The organism is Mycobacterium sp. FW102-FHT13B02 (assembly GCF_058790275.1).
Genome location: NZ_JBYTCM010000007.1, coordinates 140,785 through 164,058, shown reverse-complemented (window position 1 = coordinate 164,058; position 23,274 = coordinate 140,785). Strand labels below are relative to the sequence as shown.

The window sequence follows — 23,274 nt, the reverse complement described above, 5'->3', positions numbered from 1 at the left end:
GGGTTGCCGACGAAGAAGGTATGCGCGCCAGCCAGATTCAGCCCGGTCGCTTTGAGTGCGGCGGCCTGATCAAGATCCCCGAGAATCATCATGCCGTTCGAGGACACCGCCGCCTTCAGCGCATCGATGGTGGCGGCGAAATCGGCGTTGGAGTCGGCGGTCACCACCGACGCGGTTTCGACCGCCGGCACGGCGGCGTCGGCCGACGAGTTGACGCCGGCGGCGGCGCTGGCGCTGGTCGGGGTACTGGCCTGATTGGTGTTGGGTTTGGTGCTGGTTGCCCCGCTACAGCCGGTCGCCGTCAGTGACACCGTCGCCGCCGCGGCGATAGCACTCAGCAGGATCGATCGTGTGCGGGTGGTCGTGCTCGGGGCCACTGGGTTCTGCCTTTCAACAATGTGTTTGGGAATGCCAACAATTCGGAGCGAAACACCCCGGGGCCCAACGTGCTGCGCCCCGCACGCGGCGCGGCGTAAATGGTCAGCGATGTGACAAAGGTGGCGCCCCGCGGCAGGCGATGGCATTGAGTGGGACATGCACGACGCACCGCCACGGCAGCGCGGGCCACACCCGGTGGCCCACCCTGTCGAGCGTGCACCCAGAATGCGCCAGCACGAGGAGATGACCGATGACAGACCTGCACTCGAACAATGCGGTACCCGCCGGCGGCACTGATGTTGTCGAGGTCTATTGGCGGCCGGGCTGCCCGTTTTGCCTGGCGCTGATGGGCCCGCTGCGCCGATCGGGTCTGCCGCTGCAGGAAATCAACATCTGGGAGGACCCCGCGGCGGCGGCGCGGGTGCGGTCGGTGGCCGGCGGCAATGAGACTGTGCCTACCGTGTTCGTCGGCGACCAGGCCATGGTCAATCCCAGCTTCCGTCAGGTGCTGACGGCCGCCGGTGGTGACCGTCGTGAGCGTGCACCGCGCTGGTGGGGCCGGTTGCTCGGCCGCTGAGCGACCCCGTGCGTATGACTCGGTCCGCCCGCCGGGGCGGCGCGCATGGGCGGGCGGTGTGCCCGCGGCTCACCGGCGCGCTGGGCTCTGGTACCCGTCGCGGGCGACCGTTGCGGCCGGTAGTCATTTACGGGCCGGCTCGATGAGCGCGGATAATCCGGGTGTCCCACGATTGCGTGTCGGGCTGGCCGGGCTGCAGTGTGCGCTGGCCCACGGGGCAGCGCAGCATCGCAGCGGCCTTGACCACGTTCGGTCCACTGAGGCCCTGCCCACATGACCGAACTCGACGACGATACCGGCCCGCCAGCGCACGCCCCTGCGATCGGCACCCCGCGCGTTTGGGCACGCGTCGCCTCGGCGGTCACCACCGGTGCCGGCGCCCGATCCTGGTGGCGGTGGCCGCTGCCGCTGATCGTGGTCGCCCCCATGCTGGCGGTGGGCTACGGATTCGGGGAGCGTGCACCCGTCTTTCCTGAAGGCGCGGCCTTGGCGTTCGGGGTGCTCGTGGTCGGCCGATCCGACTGGGCCGGGTCCTTCTGGCGGCTAGCAGCGCTGCCGACCATCTGTGCCGTCGCCGGCACCCTGCTCGCCGGACTACCGCTGCCGAAAATGGCCGCTGAAACGGTAGCTCTCGGGCTAGCCGTGGCGATAGCTCAAGTCGCCGGCGGGCGCCTGGGCCCGGTCATTTCCGCGGCGGTGCTGCCGGTGGTGTTCGGCGTTACCTCGTGGCTGTATCCGGCGGCGGTGGCGGCGATCTGTGTGAGCCTGGCGGCGCTGTTATCGGTGCCAGCACTGCGCGAGCAGGCGGTCGAACCTTCCGGGCCGCACCGGTGGCGGTGGACGTCGCTGGTGGCATTCGGCATGGTCGCGAACGGCTGGATCGTCGCGGCGACGGTGGTGTTGCCGTTGCCGGCGGTCGCGGTGGCACCGCCGCTGCTGGTTGCCGCCCTGGAGTGGTGCACCCAGGGCGCCCAGCAGCCCACGGTTGCGCTGCGGCGCTGGGCCTTGTTGGTGGCCGCTGCGGCGATCGGCGGCGCCGCCTCGGCGGTATGCCCGGTGATCGCGCCCGGGCTGACTGCGACCCGTGTCGTGATGGCCACGACGATTCAGCTGGCCGCGGCCGCGGCCGTGTTGATCCTGCTGGCGTTCACACGCGAATACGCCTATCCCGCACTGGCGATCGTCTTGGTGCCTAACCTGGTCGCGCCGATCAGCGGCTGGAGTTACACCCTGGCCATCGGCGCCGGCGCCGGCGCGCTGTTCGCCGGCGGCTGGGTCGTGGCGGCCGCCGGACGCGGCGGCGCAGGGCTGTGGGCAGCGGCGCGCCACCGGCCGCATCAGCGTCACACCTGACACACCAACCGCTATGTGGCACACATAGCGGTTGGCGGATTCACGCGGCGAGCCGTCAGCCGGTCTTGGCGCGCAATCCAGTCACATCGATCAACGCAATCTCGGCGTAGCGCACGCTGATCAGGCCGTCGCGTTCGAAGTCTTTGAGGATCTTGTTGAGCGACGGACGCTGCACACCCAGCATCGCGGCCAGAGTCCGCTGCGCGAGTTGAACTGTGCCGTCGGTGGATTCATCGAGGAGCAGCTGGGCCAGCTGGGCCGGCAGCGGCCTGCCCAGCAGGCCGATCAGCCGCGCCTGGCTAGCCGATACCCGCTGGGCCACCGACGACAGCCAGCGCCGGGCGATTCTGGGATGGGTGGCCAGCAGCCCCTCGAAATGTGCCCGATCCAGGTACAGGCAGGTGCTGTCCTCCAGCGCGCGGGCGGTGTAGGCCATCGGCATATCCAGCAGCAGCGGGATATCGCCATCGACATCTCCGCCGCGCAGCACGTCCACCACGGCGCGGCGGCGCCCGGAACCGACGGCCAGTTCCACCTGTCCCTGGCGCACAATCCACACCCCGCAGGGTTCCTGACCCAGTGCGAAAAGCACTGTCCCGGTCTCGAATTGGCGTGCGGTCAAGCTGCCTGCCAAGGCAGAAAGATCATCGGGATGCAGGGGTGCGGCGGCCCCTCGGCCCACGCAGCGCGCCACCCATGCCGCCTGACGGATTTGCGGATCAGCAGGTTCAGTGCCGCCGGCGAGCATGCTGATCGCCTGCCGAAAACCCGGACCGCGGTGTTCGCTACCCATAATGTCTCCTCGTTTCTTGTCATCCTGCTGACACATCGCGGGTGCGCGCAAGAACAACCCGGTTGTGTGGGGTGCGCACACACCTGCTTGCACCCACCAACACGGAGGAGAATCGATATGACAACCGCAGCAGCCTCAACCGCCAGCGGCAGCAGTATCGTTCGTAGTCTAGTGCGCGGCGCCGTCGCCGGCGTCGTGGCTTCGATGGCGATGGCGATGGTCGCGATGTTCGTGTCCACTGCGATCAAGCACACCGGCTTTTTCACCCCGCTCTATCACATTGGCGCTACATTCTGCGGCCCCGACGCCATGATGCAATCCGCGCATGCCGCCATGGCCGGCGATTCGTTTACCTTCATCTGGGGTCCTGCCGTGGTCGGCGCCATGATCCACATGATGGTCGGCGCCATGTACGGCGCGATGTTCGCCGTGCTGGCCCAGATGGCGCGGCTGCACGGCGCCGTCCTGATCGGTGCGGCCATGATGTGGGGTCTGGTGGTGTTCGCGATCAGCTCCTGGATCGGGCTGCCCATCGCGGCCGCGCTGTTCGGCGGCGGCGACACCGTGAGCAACATGGCGCAAATCGTCGGCTACGGGCCCTTTGCCATCGAACACCTGATGTACGGGGCGGCACTGGGCCTGGCGCTCCTGCGGCCCGCCAAGACCCGATAACCAGCCGAATCGACCATCCCCCTCCGAGAGGGGCCAGGTTGCCGTGGCCTGGCCCCTCTCCCCCATCAGGGGCAAATACCTTGCCTGACAACGTGTTTTGCCCACCCGAACACTCCATCTGCCCGGTTGGCGGACTTCCAGCACTCAGATCGTTCCGGCACCTGCAACGACCGCGACTCACCGGGCCACGCCCCACGCGCGGGCCGCATTGTTGCGTCGCGTCCTCATCGAACATGTTGACCTGCAACGGCAATCACCATTTTCGTGATCCGGGTAACCACCCGCGGCGCACCACCGCTCATACCAGCACCGCCATCACGAGGAGCACCGGGCGATCGCGGCACCCCACTGGATCGCACGACGCATTCAGGACCACCTGGTGCGGTACCGCTTGGCGAATTTCATCACCGGCTCTTCCACTGTGTAGTACGTGACGGCCGAGACCGCCAAGGTCACCGCGAGGACGAGCGCCACGTTGCGCAGCATGCCGGGCAGGGTGTCGCCGGCCATCAGGCCCCACCGGCCCGCCAGCAGCATGAGCGGGAAATGCCAGAGATACGCCGACAGCGAGACCTTGCCGACGAACCGGAAGGGCGCGGTGTCCAGCAGCTCGGCCAGCCCGGACCGCTCCGCGCGGAACAGCGGCGCGACGATCACCAGGATCCCCAGCGCGCACAGCACGGCCAGTGCCGATGTGGCATAGGGATTGGCGAGCGCGATCAGGCCCAGCATCACCACGCCGACCGGGAACATCGCCAAGAAGCTGTACAGCCGGACGCGGCGGCTGAGCTTCTCGCGAATCACCTTGTGCTCCATGGCCACGACCAGCACCGCGGCGGCCATGCCGAACGCGAAGGTGTCCGAGTTCGTCAGGAAGGTCTTCGTGTAGACGGCGACCCAGTTGGCGCCCCAGTTGATCTGGGTCGGATCGGTCAGGTGCAACGCCGAGATCATCCACGGTACGAAGGCCCGCCCGATGAATCCGAGGGCGATCAGCAGCGCCGGCCCGAGCGACACGATCAGCCACGGCCGCATCGTGGCGCGCCGGCCGAGGGCGAACAGCAGCATGCCCAGCAGCGGGATCGACAGGTAGAAGGCATATTCCAGCGTCAGCGACCACGACGGGTTCAGCCCCGTCTGGAAGTACTTCGGGATGTACGACTGGGTCAGGGTGAGGTTGGCGATCAGCTGCCACGGGTCGGTGATCATGCCGGTGCCGTCTTCGGTGCGGGTCGGCTGCAGCGACGCGTTCTGCACGTAGACGATCTGCAGCAGGTAGTTGCAGAGCAAGAAGATCACCAGGTAGCCGGGCAGAATCCGGGCGATCCGGTGGACGGCGAAGTTCGCGGTGCTCGGCAGTTCGCGCTGCTCGATCAGGTTGCGCACGTACGGCAGGAACAGCAGGAACCCGCTGAGTGCGTAGAAGAAGATCAGCGACAGCCCGACCAGGTTGGTCTTCCAGTGGTAGGCGGTCAGGGGTGAGTAGTGACCGGTGACGTGCATGACGGCGACGCCCAGGGCTGACAGTCCGCGGGCGCCGTCCAGCCCGATAATTCGGGCCCGGAACCGGGTCGCCGTGGCCACGGGCGCGTTCACTGCTGAACTCTCGGGGTCAGTGCGGGCATGCCGCCAATGACGCAGGGCTATCGGCGGCCGAACGAAGGGCCACGCCACGGCCGGCCATCGAGGCGGTCAGTGCCGAGCGCCGGCGAAGGTGCCCAGCCAGGTGGTCAACGCGTACAGCGCCGCGTAGGTGCCGACCGCGACGGCCACGGTGGCCGCCAGCCGCCCACGCCAGCGGCGGACACCGCCGATTGTGCAGTGATCGCGCCGGCGCAACGCGATCGCTGTCAGCGCGACCAGCATCCCCAGTCCGCCGAGGCGGAACCACCATGCGTAATGGTCATAGAGTTTATCGCCCCAGGCCAGCGCGGTGGCACCACTGACGACGCCGAACAGTGCCAGCACGGTGGGACCCACGCAGCACAGCAGGCCGAACGCGCCGCTGGTGATTCCGATCCGCCAGATCGGCAACGCTCGATCCGCCGTGGTGGCCGCCGGCTCGTGACCCGGTTCGGCGCCGGTAACCGCCCGTTTCATCGGGTGCCGCCCAACCAGCGTGGTAACCGTTCGGCCACGGTAGGGCCCGGCCCCTCGGGCTCGCCGTGGATTTCGACGCCATGCCAGAACGCGACATGGTTTTTGATCCGCCGCGCCAGCGGGCTGGGCTTGGGGTAATACCAGGCGGCGTCGATGTTGGCGATGCCGTCGACCTCGAGGGTGTAGTAGCGGGCCATGCCTTTCCAGGGGCACACCGACTTGGTGCGGCTGTCGCTGAAGTACTCCCGCCGTACCGACTCCGGCGGGAAATACTCGTTGCCCTCCAGCCGCACGGTTCGCGGTGCCTCGGCCACCACCACCCCGTTCCACACTGCTCGCATCACGGCCCGAACTCCTCACTAATTGTTGCGGTTCTACCGTTCAAGGACATCACCGGTGGGCGCCGGAGTCCACGACACTGTCATCGCGGTGACAACCCCGGTAGCCGGGGATGACGGGCGCACACCCTCGGTGCCGAAACGGGCGTGTCAGCGCGCTGACAGTTGGGCTGCCTGGGCGGCCCGTTCGCAGCACTGTGGGAACCGATACCACTATTTGCAATGCGATGAGGAGCCGTGATGGTCGAGTTCACCGTGCACACCCCCGACACCGCCCCGCAGGAGGCCCAAGCACTGTTGGAGCAGGTGAAAAAGCACACCGGATTCATCCCCAACGTCTACGGCGTGCTTGCCGAGTCCCCTCAGGCGTTGGCGGCCTATCAGGGCCTCTCGGAACAGTTCGGGCGCAGTTCGCTGTCCACCGCGGCCAAGCACGTGGTGTGGCTGACCGCCAGTGAACGAAACGGTTGTCGCTACTGTGTGGCCGCACATTCGGCCGCGGCGGCCGCCGCCCGCGTCGGTCAATCCGTCATCGACGCGATCCGCCACGAGAAGCCGATCGATGACCCTCAGTTGGAGGCGGTGCGCCAATTCACCGCCAGCCTGGTCGACGACACGGGCTGGGTCAGCGAGGACAAGGTACAGGCCTTCCTCGACGCCGGCCACACGCGCCGTCACGTCCTGGACATCATTACCGGGGTAGCGCAAAAGACCTTGTCCAATTACACCAATCATCTCGCGCACACACCGCTCGATGAGGTGCTGGCGCCGCTGGCCTGGACGCCGGCCTAGCCGCCTGTCCAGCGTTTCTCGCCCGCCGACGGCGCACTCCTGCGACGATGCCCGTGTCGTCTCCGCGCCACCCCGCAATGAGAGGTCACACCCCAGCCATGGCTGATGCCAAAAAGGAACGTGACGAGGTGTTCGTCGAATACACCAAGTCCATCTGTCCGGTATGCAAGGTGGTCATCGATGCCCAGGTCAACATCCGGGCCAATAAGGTGTATCTGCGTAAACGCTGCCGCGACCACGGGCCGTTCGAGGCGCTGGTGTACGGCGATGCCCAGCGCTACGTGGACAGCATGCGGTTCAACAAGCCGGGCTCGATCCCGTTGCAGTTTCAAACCGAGATCGCCGAGGGTTGCCCGTCGGACTGCGGCCTGTGCCCGGAGCACAAACAGCACGCCTGCCTGGGCCTGATCGAAGTGAATAGTCACTGCAATCTGGACTGCCCGATCTGTTTCGCCGACTCCGGGCACCACCGCGACGGCTTCGCCATCACCATGGAGCAGTGCGAACGGATGCTTGATGCGTTCGTGGCCGCCGAGGGTGAACCTGAGGTGGTGATGTTCTCCGGTGGCGAACCGACTATTCACCGCCACCTTTTGGACTTCATCGACGCCGCCCAGGCCCGCCCGATCAAATCAGTCATGATCAATACCAACGGGATTCGGTTGGCCACCGATCGGCAGTTTGTCGCCGAACTGGCCGCCCGCAACGTCGGCCGTTACGTGGGGATATATCTGCAATTCGACGGCTTCGATGAACGCACCCACCGCGAGATCCGGGGCAAGGACCTGCGTGAGATCAAGCGCCGGGCGCTGGACAACTGCGCTGAGGCGGGCATCATCGTGAACCTGGTGGCGGCCGTCGAGCGCGGTGTCAACGACCACGAGGTCGGTGCGATCATCCAATATGGCATCGCGCATCCGGCGGTGCGGTCGGTGGTGTTTCAGCCGGTGACCCACGCGGGCCGGCACCTGCAGTTCGATCCGCTGACCCGCCTGACCAATTCCGATGTGATCGAAGCGGTCGCCGCTCAGCTGCCTGACTGGTTCGGCATCGATGATTTCTTCCCGGTGCCGTGCTGTTTCCCGACGTGTCGCTCGGTCTGTTACCTGCTGACCGATGGTGAGCACGTGCTGCCGATTCCCCGTGTGCTGGAGGTCGAGGACTACCTCGACTATGTGTCCAACCGGATCGTGCCCGATGCCGCGATCCGCGAGGCACTCGAAAAGCTGTGGAGTGCTTCGGCATTCATGGGGACTGCCAGTACGACCGAGTACCTGGCCCGCGCCGCGAAGGCCCTCGATTGCGCCAACGCCTGCGGTATCAATCTGCCCGAGGCGCTCGCTGAGCTGACCGACCGCGCGTTCGCGGTCGTGGTCCAGGACTTTCAGGATCCGTACACCCTCAACGTCAAGCAATTGATGAAGTGCTGCGTCGAGGAAATCACCCCGGATGGGCGGCTCATCCCGTTCTGCGCCTACAACTCGGTCGGCTATCGCGAACAGGTTCGGGCGTCACTGACGGGGGCCGACGTCCCCGATGTCGTGCCCAACGCCACAGTGTTGCAACCGATCCTGGTGTCGACGCCGCACGGGTCCAAGAGTGTGCCTGGTGCCGTCCGCGGGCAGGCCATTTCCCCCGACACCACCAACGTGGGGCAGCGGGCGGTGCAGCCGTGAGCACACCTGAGGAGATCAAATCCTGCTGCGCGCAGTTCTATTCGTCGGACGCGGTCGCGGCGCTGCTGGGTGAGTCTTACCATCCCGGCGGTGCCCGGCTCACCGGCCGGCTCGCCGATCTACTGCAGCTGCGGCCCGGTCAACGGGTTCTTGATGTGGCCAGCGGGCCCGGCGCGACCGCCCGGCTGCTGGCTGCCGAGTATGGCGTCCGCGTCGACGGGGTGGACCTGGCCGCGCCGATCGTGCAGCAAGCCCGTGAGCGGACCGCCGCCGGGTTCGCCCAGCGGGTGAGTTTTCATCTCGGCGATGCCGAACACCTGCCGCTGCCCGACGGCAGTGTCGACGCGGTGATCAGTGAATGTGCCTTCTGCACCTTCCCCGGCAAGCCCTCTGCCGCTGCGGAATTCGCTCGCGTGTTGCGTCCCGGTGGGCGGCTGGGGCTGGCTGACGTCATCACCGCTCCCGACGGACTGCCCGGCGAGCTGCGCACCCTGGCCGGATGGGTGGCCTGCGTCGCTGACGCTCGCCCGCGCCAGTACTACACCGACCTGTTCGCCGCGGTCGGGCTGCGCACCATCCACGTCGAAACCGGCGACGACGCGCTGCTGCGGATGATCGATCACATCGAAGCGCGAATTCGCCTGCTGCACATCACCCGCGCACTCGACCGCGTCGGAATCGACGCCGACCAAGTGCTGCGCTACACCGCCATCACGCGACGCGCCGTCGCCGACGGGCTGCTGGGCTACACGCTCATCGTCGCCGAAAAATCCACCGGCGCCGGGAGTCAGCAGGCCGCCCCGCCAACAACTGCCGGCGATATCGTCGGCACGTCCTGAATTCTGGCCTCGCCTAGCGTGGGGCCAGAATTCATGAGAGCTCTTCGGCGATCTCGCGCAGCAGGGCTGCCTTGCCCTTGGCGCCGACGATGCGCTTGACCGGTCCGCCGTTCTTGAACAGGATCAGGGTCGGGATCGAGACGACCTGGAAGTTACGGGCGGTCTCGGGGTTGGCGTCGACGTCGAGCTTGGCGACGGTCAGCTCCCCGGCCTTCTCGCCGGCCAGTTCCTCGAGCACCGGGGCGATCATCTTGCACGGCCCGCACCAGGTCGCCCAGAAGTCGACCAGGACCGGGGTGCTGCTCTTGATGACATCGCTGTCGAACGAACCGTCGGTGACGGCCAGCGTTGCGCTGCCCTCGCTCATGTAATGCTCCTCTCGGGTGAACTCTGTGGGGGAAGGACGATCAGCTGTGGTCGGCCAGCCAGCGCTCGGCGTCGATGGCAGCCGCACAGCCGCTGCCGGCCGCGGTGATGGCCTGGCGGTAGGTGTGATCCACCAGATCGCCGGCGGCGAACACACCGTCCAGCGATGTGTTGGTGGTGCGACCGTGCACCTGGACGTAGCCCTCGTCATCGAGGTCGACCAGGCCGCGCACCAGGTCCGACCGCGGGTCGTGCCCGATGGCGACGAACACACCGGTAACCGGAAGCTTGGTCTCCTCGCCGGTGACGGTGTTGCGCAGGCGCAACCCGCTGACCTTCGAATCACCTTCCACCTCAACAATTTCGGTGTTGGTGACGAAGTTGATCTTCTCGTTGGCCTGGGCGCGCTCGAGCATGATCCGCGATGCGCGGAACTCGTCGCGGCGGTGGATCAGCGTGACCGAACGGGCGAAGCGGGTGAGGAACGTCGCCTCCTCCATCGCGGAGTCGCCGCCGCCGATGACGGCGATGTCCTGGTCGCGGAAGAAGAAACCGTCGCACGTGGCGCAGGTGCTGACGCCCTGGCCGATCAGCTCCTGCTCGCCCGGCACGCCGAGGTGACGGGCTGCCGCGCCCATCGCGAGGATGACCGCGCGGGCCTGATAGGTGTCGTCGCCGACTGTGACGGTCTTCACCGGACCGTTGAGGGATACCGCGTCGACGTCCTCCATGCGCAGGTCGGCGCCGAACCGCAGCGCCTGCTCGCGCATTTCGTCCATCAGCTCGGGGCCGGTGATGCCCTCCTTGAAGCCCGGGTAGTTCTCGACCTCAGTGGTGGTCATCAACGCGCCGCCGAACTGGACACCTTCGAAAACCAGCGGCTTGAGCTGGGCACGGGCCGTGTACACCGCTGCGGTGTAGCCGGCCGGGCCGGAGCCGATGATGATCACGTCGTGCACAGCCGGGGAGAGCGAAGCGACGGGGGAATCGGTATCTGGGGTGGTCATGGCCGCCTTTCATATGGCTCTGGTCAGGCTCATACCTGAAGTAGCGTCGTGCCGGGAGTCGGTACGAGGCCACCGACGCTGGGCTTGCGCGTAACGACCAATCCAGGTCGATGATGATGCGGACACGATGACGTGGCATCCACAGTGTCATTCTGCTGACACCTATGGCGAGTGGTGTTGGCTTCGACCCGGTTTCGGCCTTCAGGAGGTGTTCGATCGCTGACAATGTCGGCGGCGGGCCGTTTGCGCGATCGCTACCGTCCGCTCATGCCGTCAACGATGCAACCCCACGATGCCGCAACCCGCCGCACCCTCGGTCAGCGGATACGTCGAATGGCCTCCGCCGCCCAGCGCGATGCAAGGTCCCCGCAGCCATCGCCGTTCGGGTTCCCGTCCCCGAGTGTCACGCCGGCGCGGGCCACCAGGCGGGGTCGTTGGCGTCGACGGCTGGCAGCGGGCGCGGCGGCGGCCACCGTCCTGCCTGGCCTGATCGGAGCCATCGGCGGCTCGGCGACAGCGTCGGCCTTCTCCCGACCGGGTCTACCCGTCGAGTACCTCGATATCCCGTCCGCGGCGATGCACCGCACCATCCGGGTGCAATTCCAGGGCGGCGGTGCGCACGCGGTGTATCTGCTGGACGGCCTGCGCGCGCAAGACGACTACAACGGCTGGGACATCAACACCGCCGCGTTCGAATGGTTCTACCAGTCCAGCTTGTCCATCGTGATGCCAGTCGGCGGCCAGTCCAGCTTCTATAGCGACTGGTACAAACCGGCGTGCGGTAACACTGGCTGTCAGACCTACAAGTGGGAAACCTTCCTGACCACTGAGCTCCCGCAATGGCTCGCCGCCAACCGCGGTATCTCGACAGCGGGCAATGCGGTCGTCGGCTTGTCGATGGCGGGCAGCTCGTCTCTCACCCTGGCCGAATACCACCCCGACATGTTCACCTACGCCTCCTCGCTTTCGGGTTTTCTGAACCCGTCAGAGGGCTGGTGGCCGTTCCTGATCAACATCTCGATGGGTGACGCCGGTGGCTTCAAGGCCGACGATATGTGGGGCCCCTCGAGCGACCCGGCCTGGCAACGCAACGACCCTATGGTGCAGATCCCCCGCCTGGTCGCCAACAACACGCGCATTTGGGTCTACTCCGGCAACGGCACACCCAACGAGCTGGGTGGCTCTGACCTGCCGGCCACTTTCCTGGAAGGTCTGACGGTGCGCACCAACCTGACCTACCGCGACAATTACGTCGCCGCCGGCGGCCACAACGGCGTATTCAACTTCCCCGACAACGGCACGCACACCTGGGCTTACTGGGGCCGCGAGCTACAAGCGATGAAACCGGACCTGCAACGCACCCTGGGTGCCACCCCCACCACCTGACCGGCCAGTGACGCGATGACGCGCCCGCCGGGTCTCGGTACTGCACCGTCGGCGCGCCGCGACACCACTGCAAAAGGCCACCAACGTCCCCAGTGACGCCGCACGGAAACGGTTGCCGAATATGGCATTCATGCTCATCACCTGTTTCAGCCTGCTACTGGCCGTAGCGGTGAATTCCTGCAGTGTCTACCTGCAAAAGCACCGCCACATATACGACAAGTACCAGCACGGGTTGCTGCTGCACGCGCTCATCATTCTGCCGTTCTGGCTGCTCTTTGGGTTCTTCGCCGGGACATTGGACCGCAACTACCGGCTACCCACGGTATCCCTGCCAGCCTTAGGATATGCGTTGGCGGCCGCAGCTACATTCATATTCATTGCGGCGGTGAGCACGCTCGGGCCCGGGTCACTCATAAATAGCAACTTCTTCACGCAGACGATCGTCGCACAAAAAGGCATCTATAAATTCTTGAGGAACCCGATCTACGACAGCTACTGGTTGTTATTTTTCGCGTTAGGTCTCATCGCGTCCAACGCAGCATTTTTCATTATTTCTGGACTGAGCTTTATTGGCCTGAATGTTATCGAAAGTCGGATTGAGAGAATTTGACTGGGGCTATCGTCAGGATGCCCACGATCGGTGACGGACCTGTCGCAGGCGAATTCACTCAGGACCTGGGTGCCGTAGTGAACTGCGATCGGCCATCCAGGCCGGCCCTCGGATCGATAACGATCCGCCCGTTTCCGGGCAGTGTGGGCCGAGACTATGAACATTTTGGCTAACTGTCGCATACGTCCAACCGGATTCTACGACCAGGCGAGCAAGACACAATCGAGCACGCGGGGTCAACGCCGCGTTGGCGTGGGAAATGAAGGCCTCCTAATTGGCGAAGCGGTTCCTAGACAGCTCCCACGCCACAACCGGAGACCCTCGTCTGTCTCGTCGGCAGGGCCAATTCAAAGGCAAGCGGGAACAACGTCTCTGGACATCTAGTTAGGGCGCTACGCGGGCAACATCCATACCGCGGTTGAGTCGGCGAGGAAACCGTTGCCGTAGAATTCAGCCGGTTGCGGAGGGGTCGATTCCTCTGCGGATTTCGCCGGGCGCGTGTTCGGGGGCGGTGAGGTCGCGGTGTGCCGAGGAGTGCAGCTGCCAGGGCACGCTGGTGACCATCACGTCGGGCTCGAATAGCAATCTGCCCTTGAGTCGCAAGGAACTCTGGTTGTGCAGCAGGTTCTCCCACCAGCGGCCGACGACGTATTCGGGGATGTACACGTTGATAGCGTCGCGGGGACCGCTTTGCCTCTGTTTCTTGATGTAGTTCAAGACGGGACGGGTGATTTCACGGTAAGGCGACTCGATGACCTTGAGCGGAATATCGATGTTGAGTTCTTCCCATTCGCGCGCCAGCGCTCTGGTTTCGGTGTCGTCGACGTTGACGGTGAGCGCGGTCAGAGTGTCAGGCCTGCTTGCCCGTGCAAACAGCAGAGCGCGTTGAGTTGCCTTGTGCCAGCCCGATATGAGCACGATGGTGTGGATCCTGCTGGGCAGCGTCGGCTCGTCGTCGTCTGCGGTGCGTAGCTCGGCGCGCACCGCCGCGTAGTGCCGGTGAATGCTTTGCATCAGAACGCACAGCACCGGAATGGCGATCACCACCAGATAGGCGCCATGGGTGAACTTGGTGATCATGACCACCACCAGGACCACACCGGTGAAACAGGCGCCGAACGCGTTGATGGCCCGTGCGCGGTGGATCCTGTATCGCTGCGCGCGCGTGGTGGCATCGGCCAGCTGTCGGTTCCAATGCCGGACCATGCCCGCTTGGCACAACGTGAACGAGGTAAAAACGCCGACGATGTAGAGCTGGATCAACCGGGTAGCCGAACCGTCGAAGGCGTAGATGAGGCCGCCGGCGATCACGGCAAGCAGGAGGATGCCATTGGAGTACGCCAGCCGGTCACCGCGGGTGTGTAGTTGCCGGGGCAGATATCGGTCTTGGGCCAGGATCGAGCTGAGCAATGGGAAGCCGTTGTAGGCGGTGTTCGCGGCCAGGATCAGGATCAGCGCCGTAGCGGCCTGCATATAGAAGAACATGATGCTGTTGTTGCCGAAAACAGCGGCCGCGATCTGGGCGATCACCGTGCGCTGCGGATCGGTGTTGCAGTCGCCGGGGAACCCGACGAGGTCGCAGGTGTTTTCGACGACCCGGGTATGTGCGATCAACGCCAGCGCGGTCACGCCCGCGAACATTGTGATTGAGATCACGCCCATCGCTGCCATGGTCCGGGCGGCGTTGAGCGCCTTGGGTTTCCGGAAGGCTGGTACTCCGTTGGAGATGGCCTCCGCGCCGGTGAGGGCGGTGCAGCCCGACGAAAAGGCACGCAGTACCAAAAACGCAACGGCGACCGACGTCAGACCGACCTGCTCGGCGTGAATGCCGTAGTTCGCGCTCTCGGCCTGCGGCGCATTTCCGATCAGCGTCCGAAACAAGCCGATTGCAATCATCAACATCACGCCGGCGACGAACGCGTAGGTCGGAACGGCGAATGCCTGCCCGGATTCACGCACCCCGCGCAGATTCATCGCGGTCAGCAACACGATGAAGCCGAGATTGATTGCGACGCGATACGGATTGAGTTCGGGGATCGCCGAGATGATGTTGTCAACGCCGGCAGCGACGGACACAGCAACTGTCATCACGTAGTCGACGAGTAATGCCGCGGCCACAATCAACGCCGGCAGCGGCCCCAGATTCATGGAAACGACCTCATACGACCCACCCCCACTGGGGTAGGCCTGCACCACCTGCCGGTAGGACAGGACCACCACGGCCAGAAGCACCACGACCGCGGCGGCGATCCAGGGCGCCAGGTGCAGATAGGCCAGCCCGCCAAGCGTCAGGATGAGCAGGATCTCTTGAGTCGCATAGGCGACCGAGGACAACGGATCACTGGCGAATACCGGCAGGGCGATGCGTTTGGGCAGCAGGGTGTGGCCGAGTCGGTCACTGCGGAACGGTCGACCGACGACCAATCGCTTGAGCACTGATGTCGGTGACGGCACGACATCGGAGCCTACTGTTGATCAACCAACATTGATGTCGCCGCAGACGTATGGATTCCGTAAAAGTCCAGGTAGCGGATGTATGGATTCCGTAGGGCCTCTTCAACCTCACCGCCTGGCCCCTTAGTGTGCGTCGAATGCCGTCCCCAGGTGAATCCGACTCCGTGCCGAGCTTGCGGGAGTTGGTGAGTCATCGGCACGTCGTCGAGCTACTCGACGCGCTCGCGCACGGGCCGATGACCCTGGCAGAAATCAGGTCGAATGTCCCCACCGGGCGGCGCGGATTGGCGGCGGCGTTGCGGCTCGTTGCCGCGCGTGGACTGGTGGCCAGAAGCGACAACGGAAGCTGGGACACCGACGCGCCCATGAGCGTGGTCTATCGACCCACCGAAGTCGGCCGCCGGGTGATCAACGCGCTATCCCGCTTCTCGGTCTGGACGGCGATGCTCGAGAGTGCAGACGCTCAGGAAGATCGTGCCTGGAATCGGTAACCCAGGCCGGCTTCGGTCAACAAATGGACGCGGTGGGCCCGCCGTGAGCAGTTCCACGTGGCCGACCAGCTTGCCGCAGTTGCGCATCAGCAACGCGAGCATGCCGGCTACGACGGGCGACATTTCGCCGTGAATCTCGAGGACAGCGACGAGCGCGTCGTTGGAATGTGACACGGGAAGGGTTTCGTCAAACTCACAGCCCACCAGGCGAGCCGAATTCTGGTCGGCGCCGCCTCCATCGGGCAACGTGGACGGCAAGGTGCTCGCCATCCTGGCGCACGCGACACACGCTCACGTTCTGCTTCGAGTAGCCCGGTGCGGCAGTGTCACCACGGAGACAGTGTACGGATATTGGCGGCACGCCTCGGTGTTGACTCAGCTATGACAACGGCATTCGTGCTCTCCGGTGGCGCGAGCCTGGGTTCAGTCCAGGTCGGCATGCTGCTCGGTCTGGCCGAGGCCGGAATCATCCCGGATCTGATCGTCGGCACCTCTGTCGGCGCGCTCAACGGCAGCTGGGTCGCCGCACGGCCCGACATCGCGGGGGTCGGCGCGCTTGCCGACCTCTGGCGATCGCTGTCGCGCAACGACGTGTTCCCCACCCGCCCGATCATCGGATTGCTGGGATTTCTCGGTCTGCGCTCAAGTCTGGTACCCGATGCGGCCCTGCGGCGACTGCTCACCGACCACCTCGCGTTCACTCGGCTCCAGGACGCGTCGATCCCCTTCCATGTGGTCGCCACCGACGTGCTCTCGGGCCAGGACGTGTTGCTGTCGTCTGGAGATGCGGTCGACGCGATCACTGCCAGCGCTGCCATTCCCGCTGTCTTCCCACCGGTGAACGTCAACGGGCGCGACCTTTTCGACGGTGGCGTCGCGAACAACACCCCGATCTCGCATGCGGTTGCGCTGGGCGCTGACGTGGTGTGGGTGCTGCCCACCGGCTATGCCTGCGCACTGCGCAAGTCGCCCCGCGGCGCTCTGGCGATGGCGCTGCATGCGGTGACACTGGCGGTCAATCAGCGGCTCGCTGCCGATGTCGCCCGCTTCGAAGCGGCGGCCGATTTGCGGGTCATCCCACCACTGTGCCCGATCGCGATCTCACCCGTCGACTTCTCGCACTCGGCGTCTCTTATCGAGCGGTCGCACGCGGCGACGCGCCAATGGCTGGCCGCCGGCCATTGTATTGTCGGCCAGGCAGCACTCCTGGAACCGCACCGTCATTGACAGACGTTGCCCAGCAATGCAATTGACGAATCCAAGCTAAGACCCCTTCAGCGAGCCTGTGCGCACCGTCTAGGAGCGGCCGTCGCGTCGGTGCGCGAGAATCCAGGGCTGATGCGAAATACCTTGTGCACCACCAACCTGCGTATCATCGCCTCCATCGATCCGGTCGGTGAGCTTCGCCGTCTTGGAGGGTGCTTGCGCACCGGCGACGACGCACGGCGACTGCTGTCGCCGAGATCGCGGTGACAGTCCCAGCGGCGACCACCCAGGGGTTGGTCAGCCAGGAACCGAGTGCAGTCAGCACACCGCCGGCCAGCAACGCCGGTCCCGCGCAGCACAGGGCCGTCAGCGCCACGGCACCAGCCGCCAGACCCGCTACGCCCGCCCCGTGCTCGCCGGGGCGGCGGCGTCGCGACCGTGTAGAGATGTTCACCGCATGTCCTTCGCAATAGCAGGTGTTCCAGCGCCTCCTTGGTCGCAGCGGTCCGTGATGCGGGGACAGCACGACAGGGCCGCGGCGTTGTCGGCGGCCAGTGCTCGCGCGAGGTGCACCAGTTCGGCCACGCGGACATCACCGACCGAATACCGCAACTTGCGGCCATCGCGGCGCGCGACCACGTACCCGCAGTCGGTCAGACACGACAGGTGCACCGAGACGCGTGGCTGCGAAATCCCTACGTGCTCCACGCATTCGGCGACCGTTCTCTCGCCCGGCAGGATGAACTCCAGGAGCCGCAACCGAGTCGGGTCCGACAGCGCCCGGAAGAACCGGGCTGTGGTGTCCGAATGTCGGCACGCACCCTCAAGCGCCCCGTCGCCCACGTGGCCGGTGTGCGCCTTGGGAACTAACGCCTGGGAGGCGGCCACCGCGTCTCCTTTCCTCCAACTATTCGGCTATGCATATAGTATCGGTAGGTGTTGCTATTCGCCATAGCGAATAGCAACACCGGTCGGATCAAGCCCGGCCTCGGCCACCCCACCGCGAGTCAGCGGATCGGCATCAGCAACGGAGGCACGTCATGGAGCACCGACGGTCAGGATTCGATCTGGCGATTGTCGGGTCCGGGTCGGCGGGATTCGCTGCCGCGATCGCCGCCCGCGGGAAGGGCGCATCGGTGGTGATGATCGAATCGGGCACCGTCGGCGGCACCTGCGTCAACAATGGATGCGTGCCGTCGAAGGCATTGCTAGCCGCCGCCAGCGCCCGGCACACCGCCGCGACCGCCGACCGGTTCCCTGGCCTGGGCGCCACCACGATCCCGGTCGACGTCGGCGCGCTTATCGCCGGCAAGGACACGCTCGTGCGGCAGTTACGTGATGCCAAGTACCTCAACCTAGCTGCGACGCATGGATGGGAAATCCTTGCCGGTACAGCGAGATTCGTCGACGGCCCGGCCCTGCTGGTGAGTGGACACGACGGCCAGCAGACCCACATCGAGGCGACGCGGTATCTCGTCGCCACCGGATCGGCGCCGTGGGTCCCCTCGATCGATGGGCTCACCGAATCCGGCTATCTCACCTCGACGACGGCCATGGCCCTCGACGCCGTGCCGGGGTCCATGGTTGTCGTGGGCGGCAACGCCGTCGGCCTGGAACAGGCCCAGCTGTTCGCGCGGCTCGGCACCCGCATCACCGTGATTGAGGCCCGCGAGCGCCTCGCCCCCTTCGACGACCCGGCCCTGTCAGCCGCGCTCGAGCAGAACTTGGCGGCAGAAGGCATGACCATTCATACCGGTGCCACCCTCACCCGGCTTGACCGTGACGGCGAGCAGGTGCGCGCCACCGCCACGATTGCCGACGCATCCGTGAATTTGACCGCCGAACACGTACTCGTCGCTACGGGCCGGCGCCCCGTCACCGCAGGATTGGACCTAGATACGGTCGGAGTGAAGACCGGTCCCGTCGGTGAAGTCATCGTCGACAAGTATCTGCGCACCAGCAACAACCGCATCTGGGCGGCCGGGGATGTCACCGGCGGGCCCCAGTTCGTTTACGTCGCCGCAGCCCAAGGAACCCTGGCCGCCGACAACGCCTTCAGCGACACAGCACGCGTCCTCGACTACACCGCCCTTCCCCGTGTGACATTCACCAGCCCCGCCCTCGCCGCCGTCGGGCTCACCGAAGCCCAAGCCACCGCCGCGGGCATCCCCACAACCGCACGCACACTGCCGCTGACACACGTTCCGCGCGCGCTGGCCGACCACGACATCCGCGGTCTGATCACCCTCGTCGCACACGCCGAGACCGCACAGCTCATCGGGGCCCACATTCTGGCCGAAGGAGCCGACGAGATCATTACCGCCGCCACCTACGCGCTCGCCGCCGGGCTCACCGTCGACCAGATCGCCACCACCTGGCACCCCTACCTCACGATGTCCGAAGGCTTGAAACTGGCCGCCCAGACCTTCACCCGCGACGTCGCGACACTGTCGTGCTGCGCATCCTGAACACAATCCCGATGCCCGATGGCGCACACTCAACCCGCCAAGCCGACCTGCCGGTGCTGCCCGCCAACCTACTCACGACCCGCCGGACCGTCGACACCGCATCGGGGCAGACAGCGCCACACCTGCGATGCCATCATCGAGAACTCAGCCCGCACCTGATCAGCGGATATTGTTGTCACGCCGCGTGATTCGCCGCCCTCGGCACCGTCTCTGCACCCCGACCACGTCACCCGCACGCGGCCGTTCCCGATTCGATCTCCGCCGTCAACTCTGCTGACGAACCTGAATCGTCAGAGTGCCCGTCGTCCGGTCAAACCGGCCCGTCGCGGCTGAACTGTCGGCGCCAGGCGAGTCACCGGCCTGCGGTGAAGAATTCGCAAGCCTGCCCGGACAGGAGAATGCGCGCACCCACAGCTGTGTTCGCGAACATCCCCTACGACAGTTCGGCGTGTTGCCGCCGCGTCTGTGCAATGAGCCTTGTCAGCGGGCAGACACTTCGCTGGTGACGAGCCGGCATGGCTGATGCACTCGGTTATCGCCCCGCGAGGAGGGTCACCGCCGTGATACCGAACATGCTCTACCCCAGATCGACTGAACCGACGTCCGGTTGGTGGGTATCCCCGGACCACAACCCCATTCCCGTGGACGCCACACGCGGACTCTACCGAGCAGTGTCGCACTGTCAATGCCGCACGCTGTGAGGGCTTAACATGAACGGACGCAGCATTTTTCACCTGGCAATCAATGCGTTTGTGGCCGCCACGATGGGCACGCTGGCGACTCCTGCCATAGCAGCGGGTTCGCCGTCGTGCGACGACGCGCACTGTGTTCCCTACGTCGCCCACAATGTCACGGCCGGCACCGCGTGCACATTTCGCAGTGCCTACGTCTTCGGCTTGGACGCCGCCGGCAACACTGTGGTGTGTACGTCAGTGAACACCTGGTTTGCGTCCCCGCCGCTCATCGGTGTGCGCCTTTTGACCAGCCCCTGCGATGGGACGGCTGCAGCGCAGGCGCCCGATGGAATGCCATTGGCGTGCAACGCTCGCAGCTGGACCGATGACTCCGGCCTGCTCTACGCCCGTCAGGCCATTCCGACGTTCGCTCCGATCCTTCGGTAGTCCCGATACAAACGGTCAGCGGACGCCGCCGCTGGCCCCGCGGTCGGCGGGTGGTCTGATTTCCGGTCGTGAGATTCAGATGTGGTGGGCTGCAACGCTGTCGCCGCACACCGGACCAACATCGGTTCCTCGGGGTGAGCGCACTCCACGGCGTGCGCTCACCTCTCGCTGACCGGTTCCTCGGCAGCGTGCTCAGGTGCGGTGTGTTTGCGGCGGCGAACGCGCCAAAGCAGCGCCACCGCGGCCAGAATCAGGATGGCGGCCGCCAGGGGCCACGCGCCGATGGTATTGACGTGATCAGCCAGCCACGTCTGCGCCTGGGCGGCAGTGCCGATGACCGGATCGTCGGGGCTGGAATCGAAAAAGAACAGCCGAATCTCGTAGTAACCGTAGTAGGCAACGTACAAACCCGTCACGAGCACGAGGGCGCCGGCCGCTCGACTCACATAGGGCAGTACCCGACGAAGGCCATCTGCGGCCATGGAACCGGCCAGCGCGACGGCCAGCGCCGCGACCCCCACCGTGATGGTCATACCGCCGGCGTAAGCCGCGAAGGCCAACACGCCAGTCAGCATGGAGCCTTGCCTAAACGTTGCTCCGATCACCGCCAGAAAGGGTGCCACGGTGCACGATAAGGATGCCAGCGCATAACTGACGCCGTAACCGTACGACGACCGCAACTGTGAGGTCGGGGCGCCGCCACGCAGCCGCGGCATCACCACCGCCAGGTCTTTGCCTGCGAGCAGCCAGGCCCCCAACCCGACCAGAAGTATCCCGATAACAACGGTGACAAACGGCAAATAGCGCTGCGCTGTCGCCAACACCGGTGAGATCGCCAACCCGAAAAGCCCGAACACGGTGAGAAATCCACCCGACATCGCCGCCGTGGCAGCCAAAGCCCGGCCGACCGCACGTACCGTCGACGCCTCACCGCTTGCATCCGCCGTCACCAAGCCCAAATACGCCGGAAGAAAGGCAAACCCACACGGATTGAGCGCGGCAACCAATCCGGCCGCCAGCGCAAAACCCAGGACCGACGAATCGATCACGAACGCGAAATGCCCGAAACTCGCTGGGACAACTGCCCTTCGGGCATCGCACCACGCACGACGTCGATACCTCCGGCGGGGGTGACGAACGCGAAAGCCGGCTGCTGAGTGACGCCAAACTTCCCCCACACCACCTCGTCCGTATCGGCCAGTTGGGTAAAGCCTTGAACGCCGAATTTCGTGACGAACGCATTCATCTGGGCCGGCGCACCCAAGGCGCCCACCCCCACGAAAGTCACCGCAGGGTTGGCCGCGGCGATCCGCGCCACCAGCGGAGCCTCCCGCTGGCACACCGAACACCACGGTGCCCAGAACCACAACACCGCCGGTTTACCCGCAAGGCTGTGCCCTGAGAATGACTTCCCGTCGACCGTCATGGCGCTGAATTGCAGCTGCGCCGGAATCGAGGGGTCAGTGGCCAACCCGCCGGCGGTCGCACCGGCCGATGAGGCCGGTACGGCCGTCGGACCGGTCGCGCTCTGTGGGCTACATCCGGAACCAATGGCGGCGATCACCGCCAGCGACGCGACCAAGCGAGCGGTCATCGCGTTCCCCCACCCGCGGAGGTGCGGCCGAGTTCGAGCACCTCATCGACCGTCCACTGGTCGTCAGCGTGGCGACCGTAATGCGCGGCGGCCACCGTGCCATCGGGCAAGATGAAAAAGTCAGCGGGCAAACTCAAATGCGTCGACCCGTCGCCGCCGCCGACACCCGCATTATCAGGATCGTCACGGTGCCCCAACACATTGGCATAGCCTTTGAAAGCCGTCTTCATCGCCCGCGGATGGGCCAAAGCCCGCATCCCCGCGTCCACCCCAAATTCGCGATACACATTGCGCTCCGGATCAGCCACCACCGCAAACGGCAGCAGCGCGTGATAGCCCTCCAGCGCCGAGGCTGGCGAGTGAAAAAACACCACCTCGTTGATCCCCGCCTCAGCCACCTCGCGGTGACGCGTCGCGAAAGACCTCAAGTGCAGGTGACAGATCGGGCACCCCGCGAATCGCCTGAACTGCAGATGCGTAAGACGCGTTTGCGCAGGAACGGTGACCGAGTCACCGGTGATGGTGGCATATTTCCGGGCGGTGATCACGGCCCCGGGAGACAATTTCTCAGACATTGCATTCGTTGTACACGCCACCGGGCCGCCGAAACATCCCCATTGTCAGCACGCTGACAATGGGGACCGAACTAGCCCAAGTTTCCGACTACTTGACGGTCGGCGAGGTCGGGCTCGTCGATATCCCAACGGCCACCGCCCGCGTTCTCGCACGTCCCCGAGGTCCGCCGTTAATCCGTGCCCGCATATATGCTCTGGGGCTATCAAGGTGCGGACTCAGCGAGTCATGCTATTGATTTTCTGCTGCACGTGATTTCGCAGCGTCGCCCGTGTCGTCGGACGGCTGCGCAGGTGTCGCCCGTTCTGTCCATGCGTCGTAGTCTTCGGCGGATACCAGCACTGCGTCGCCGGTTCCCGACCTAATGAGTAACTGATCGTGGTTGGTGATGACGTGATCCAGCAGCTCCTCCCAACGGCACGGTGCCTCCACGATCTCGGGGGGAATGCCACGTAGTGCGTTCGGAAGGCGCGCCGGTGC

General features: G+C 65.4%; 26 protein-coding genes and 1 pseudogene. 12 read left to right on the top strand and 15 right to left on the bottom strand.

Annotated elements, in window-relative coordinates; all coding sequences use genetic code 11:
- The coding region (locus AC3WTE_RS14835; RefSeq protein WP_492438573.1) for a DUF302 domain-containing protein at nt 1–377 on the bottom strand (377 nt) is incomplete at its 3' end.
- 251 nt (nt 378–628) lie between these two features.
- On the opposite strand from AC3WTE_RS14835, the gene AC3WTE_RS14830 reads away from it, so the two are divergent.
- Entirely contained in the window at nt 629–955 is a 327-nt protein-coding gene (locus AC3WTE_RS14830; protein ID WP_165682378.1) for a glutaredoxin domain-containing protein, read from the top strand.
- Nucleotides 956–1,228: 273 nt separating this feature from the next.
- Nucleotides 1,229–2,308 carry a hypothetical protein gene (locus AC3WTE_RS14825; RefSeq protein ID WP_165682379.1) on the top strand — a complete coding sequence of 360 codons (1,080 nt, stop codon included), beginning with the start codon at nt 1,229–1,231 and terminating at the stop codon, nt 2,306–2,308.
- Nucleotides 2,309–2,363: 55 nt separating this feature from the next.
- Here the strand turns inward: AC3WTE_RS14825 and AC3WTE_RS14820 are convergent, their stop codons facing one another.
- Nucleotides 2,364–3,101, bottom strand: coding sequence for a Crp/Fnr family transcriptional regulator (locus tag AC3WTE_RS14820; protein ID WP_165682380.1), 738 nt, complete (start codon nt 3,099–3,101; stop codon nt 2,364–2,366).
- A 117-nt stretch (nt 3,102–3,218) separates the two neighbouring features.
- Between AC3WTE_RS14820 and AC3WTE_RS14815 the strand changes: the two genes are divergently transcribed.
- The gene (locus AC3WTE_RS14815; RefSeq protein ID WP_205895720.1) at nt 3,219–3,773 is read left to right on the top strand and encodes a hypothetical protein; all 555 of its coding nucleotides are present in this window, start codon (nt 3,219–3,221) and stop codon (nt 3,771–3,773) included.
- Nucleotides 3,774–4,139: 366 nt separating this feature from the next.
- Here the strand turns inward: AC3WTE_RS14815 and AC3WTE_RS14810 are convergent, their stop codons facing one another.
- From AC3WTE_RS14810 to AC3WTE_RS14800, 3 genes are all read right to left on the bottom strand, one after another.
- Nucleotides 4,140–5,369 carry an acyltransferase family protein gene (locus AC3WTE_RS14810; RefSeq protein ID WP_165682381.1) on the bottom strand — a complete coding sequence of 410 codons (1,230 nt, stop codon included), beginning with the start codon at nt 5,367–5,369 and terminating at the stop codon, nt 4,140–4,142.
- Nucleotides 5,370–5,465: 96 nt separating this feature from the next.
- On the bottom strand, nt 5,466–5,873 hold the full coding sequence (locus AC3WTE_RS14805; RefSeq protein WP_205895721.1) for a hypothetical protein: 408 nt from the start codon (nt 5,871–5,873) through the stop codon (nt 5,466–5,468).
- Nucleotides 5,870–6,217, bottom strand: coding sequence for a DUF427 domain-containing protein (locus AC3WTE_RS14800; RefSeq protein ID WP_165682382.1), 348 nt, complete (start codon nt 6,215–6,217; stop codon nt 5,870–5,872). The genes AC3WTE_RS14805 and AC3WTE_RS14800 overlap by 4 nt, the downstream gene beginning before the upstream one ends.
- A 234-nt stretch (nt 6,218–6,451) precedes the next feature.
- Between AC3WTE_RS14800 and AC3WTE_RS14795 the strand changes: the two genes are divergently transcribed.
- The 3 genes from AC3WTE_RS14795 to AC3WTE_RS14785 all read left to right on the top strand — a co-directional run bounded on the left by AC3WTE_RS14795 (nt 6,452) and on the right by AC3WTE_RS14785 (nt 9,518).
- On the top strand, nt 6,452–7,003 hold the full coding sequence (locus tag AC3WTE_RS14795) for a carboxymuconolactone decarboxylase family protein (protein WP_165682383.1): 552 nt from the start codon (nt 6,452–6,454) through the stop codon (nt 7,001–7,003).
- Between the two features lie 98 nt (nt 7,004–7,101).
- Nucleotides 7,102–8,679: a radical SAM protein gene (locus AC3WTE_RS14790; RefSeq protein WP_205895722.1), complete on the top strand. Its 1,578-nt coding sequence runs from the start codon at nt 7,102–7,104 to the stop codon at nt 8,677–8,679.
- A complete protein-coding gene (locus tag AC3WTE_RS14785; RefSeq protein ID WP_205895723.1) occupies nt 8,676–9,518 on the top strand; it encodes a class I SAM-dependent methyltransferase in 843 nt (280 codons plus the stop codon). Before AC3WTE_RS14790 ends, AC3WTE_RS14785 begins: the two co-directional genes overlap by 4 nt.
- A 31-nt stretch (nt 9,519–9,549) precedes the next feature.
- Here the strand turns inward: AC3WTE_RS14785 and trxA are convergent, their stop codons facing one another.
- Both trxA and trxB read right to left on the bottom strand, forming a co-directional pair.
- The gene (trxA, locus tag AC3WTE_RS14780) at nt 9,550–9,885 is read right to left on the bottom strand and encodes a thioredoxin (protein ID WP_165682384.1); all 336 of its coding nucleotides are present in this window, start codon (nt 9,883–9,885) and stop codon (nt 9,550–9,552) included.
- Nucleotides 9,886–9,925: 40 nt separating this feature from the next.
- Nucleotides 9,926–10,891 (bottom strand): thioredoxin-disulfide reductase, encoded by a 966-nt coding sequence (gene trxB, locus AC3WTE_RS14775; protein WP_165682385.1) that lies wholly within the window; start codon nt 10,889–10,891, stop codon nt 9,926–9,928.
- 333 nt (nt 10,892–11,224) lie between these two features.
- Here trxB and AC3WTE_RS14770 point away from each other — a divergent pair, with 333 nt between their 5' ends.
- A complete protein-coding gene (locus tag AC3WTE_RS14770) occupies nt 11,225–12,277 on the top strand; it encodes an alpha/beta hydrolase (protein WP_165682386.1) in 1,053 nt (350 codons plus the stop codon).
- 121 nt (nt 12,278–12,398) lie between these two features.
- The gene (locus AC3WTE_RS14765; protein ID WP_165682387.1) at nt 12,399–12,887 is read left to right on the top strand and encodes a methyltransferase; all 489 of its coding nucleotides are present in this window, start codon (nt 12,399–12,401) and stop codon (nt 12,885–12,887) included.
- A 60-nt stretch (nt 12,888–12,947) separates the two neighbouring features.
- Here the strand turns inward: AC3WTE_RS14765 and AC3WTE_RS14760 are convergent.
- A pseudogene (locus tag AC3WTE_RS14760) lies at nt 12,948–13,148 on the bottom strand (leucine zipper domain-containing protein); the annotation flags it as partial.
- Between the two features lie 189 nt (nt 13,149–13,337).
- Nucleotides 13,338–15,341: an APC family permease gene (locus AC3WTE_RS14755; protein WP_165682388.1), complete on the bottom strand. Its 2,004-nt coding sequence runs from the start codon at nt 15,339–15,341 to the stop codon at nt 13,338–13,340.
- A 137-nt stretch (nt 15,342–15,478) separates the two neighbouring features.
- On the opposite strand from AC3WTE_RS14755, the gene AC3WTE_RS14750 reads away from it, so the two are divergent.
- Both AC3WTE_RS14750 and AC3WTE_RS14745 read left to right on the top strand, forming a co-directional pair.
- A complete protein-coding gene (locus AC3WTE_RS14750) occupies nt 15,479–15,832 on the top strand; it encodes a methyltransferase family protein (RefSeq protein ID WP_459368300.1) in 354 nt (117 codons plus the stop codon).
- Between the two features lie 381 nt (nt 15,833–16,213).
- Complete coding sequence (locus AC3WTE_RS14745) at nt 16,214–17,059, top strand: patatin-like phospholipase family protein (protein ID WP_165682390.1); 846 nt, start codon at nt 16,214–16,216, stop codon at nt 17,057–17,059.
- Between the two features lie 145 nt (nt 17,060–17,204).
- Here AC3WTE_RS14745 and merT read toward each other — a convergent pair whose 3' ends face one another.
- A complete protein-coding gene (gene merT, locus AC3WTE_RS14740; RefSeq protein ID WP_459368299.1) occupies nt 17,205–17,492 on the bottom strand; it encodes a mercuric ion transporter MerT in 288 nt (95 codons plus the stop codon).
- Nucleotides 17,489–17,881 (bottom strand): ArsR/SmtB family transcription factor, encoded by a 393-nt coding sequence (locus AC3WTE_RS14735; RefSeq protein WP_165682416.1) that lies wholly within the window; start codon nt 17,879–17,881, stop codon nt 17,489–17,491. Before AC3WTE_RS14735 ends, merT begins: the two co-directional genes overlap by 4 nt.
- A 197-nt stretch (nt 17,882–18,078) precedes the next feature.
- Here AC3WTE_RS14735 and merA point away from each other — a divergent pair, with 197 nt between their 5' ends.
- A complete protein-coding gene (gene merA / locus AC3WTE_RS14730; RefSeq protein WP_165682391.1) occupies nt 18,079–19,506 on the top strand; it encodes a mercury(II) reductase in 1,428 nt (475 codons plus the stop codon).
- A gap of 710 nt (nt 19,507–20,216) precedes the next feature.
- Nucleotides 20,217–20,627, top strand: a complete 411-nt coding sequence (locus AC3WTE_RS14725; protein WP_205895727.1) for a hypothetical protein — start codon at nt 20,217–20,219, stop codon at nt 20,625–20,627.
- A 158-nt stretch (nt 20,628–20,785) separates the two neighbouring features.
- On the opposite strand, the gene AC3WTE_RS14720 is transcribed toward AC3WTE_RS14725, so the two are convergent.
- The 4 genes from AC3WTE_RS14720 to AC3WTE_RS14705 form a co-directional block, all read right to left on the bottom strand.
- Complete coding sequence (locus tag AC3WTE_RS14720; RefSeq protein WP_165682392.1) at nt 20,786–21,676, bottom strand: cytochrome c biogenesis CcdA family protein; 891 nt, start codon at nt 21,674–21,676, stop codon at nt 20,786–20,788.
- Nucleotides 21,673–22,221, bottom strand: a complete 549-nt coding sequence (locus tag AC3WTE_RS14715; protein WP_165682393.1) for a redoxin domain-containing protein — start codon at nt 22,219–22,221, stop codon at nt 21,673–21,675. Before AC3WTE_RS14715 ends, AC3WTE_RS14720 begins: the two co-directional genes overlap by 4 nt.
- Nucleotides 22,218–22,796, bottom strand: coding sequence for a peroxiredoxin-like family protein (locus tag AC3WTE_RS14710; protein WP_205895728.1), 579 nt, complete (start codon nt 22,794–22,796; stop codon nt 22,218–22,220). The genes AC3WTE_RS14715 and AC3WTE_RS14710 overlap by 4 nt, the downstream gene beginning before the upstream one ends.
- Nucleotides 22,797–23,025: 229 nt before the next feature.
- A complete protein-coding gene (locus AC3WTE_RS14705) occupies nt 23,026–23,226 on the bottom strand; it encodes a type II toxin-antitoxin system prevent-host-death family antitoxin (protein WP_165682394.1) in 201 nt (66 codons plus the stop codon).
- Nucleotides 23,227–23,274: the final 48 nt, after the last annotated feature.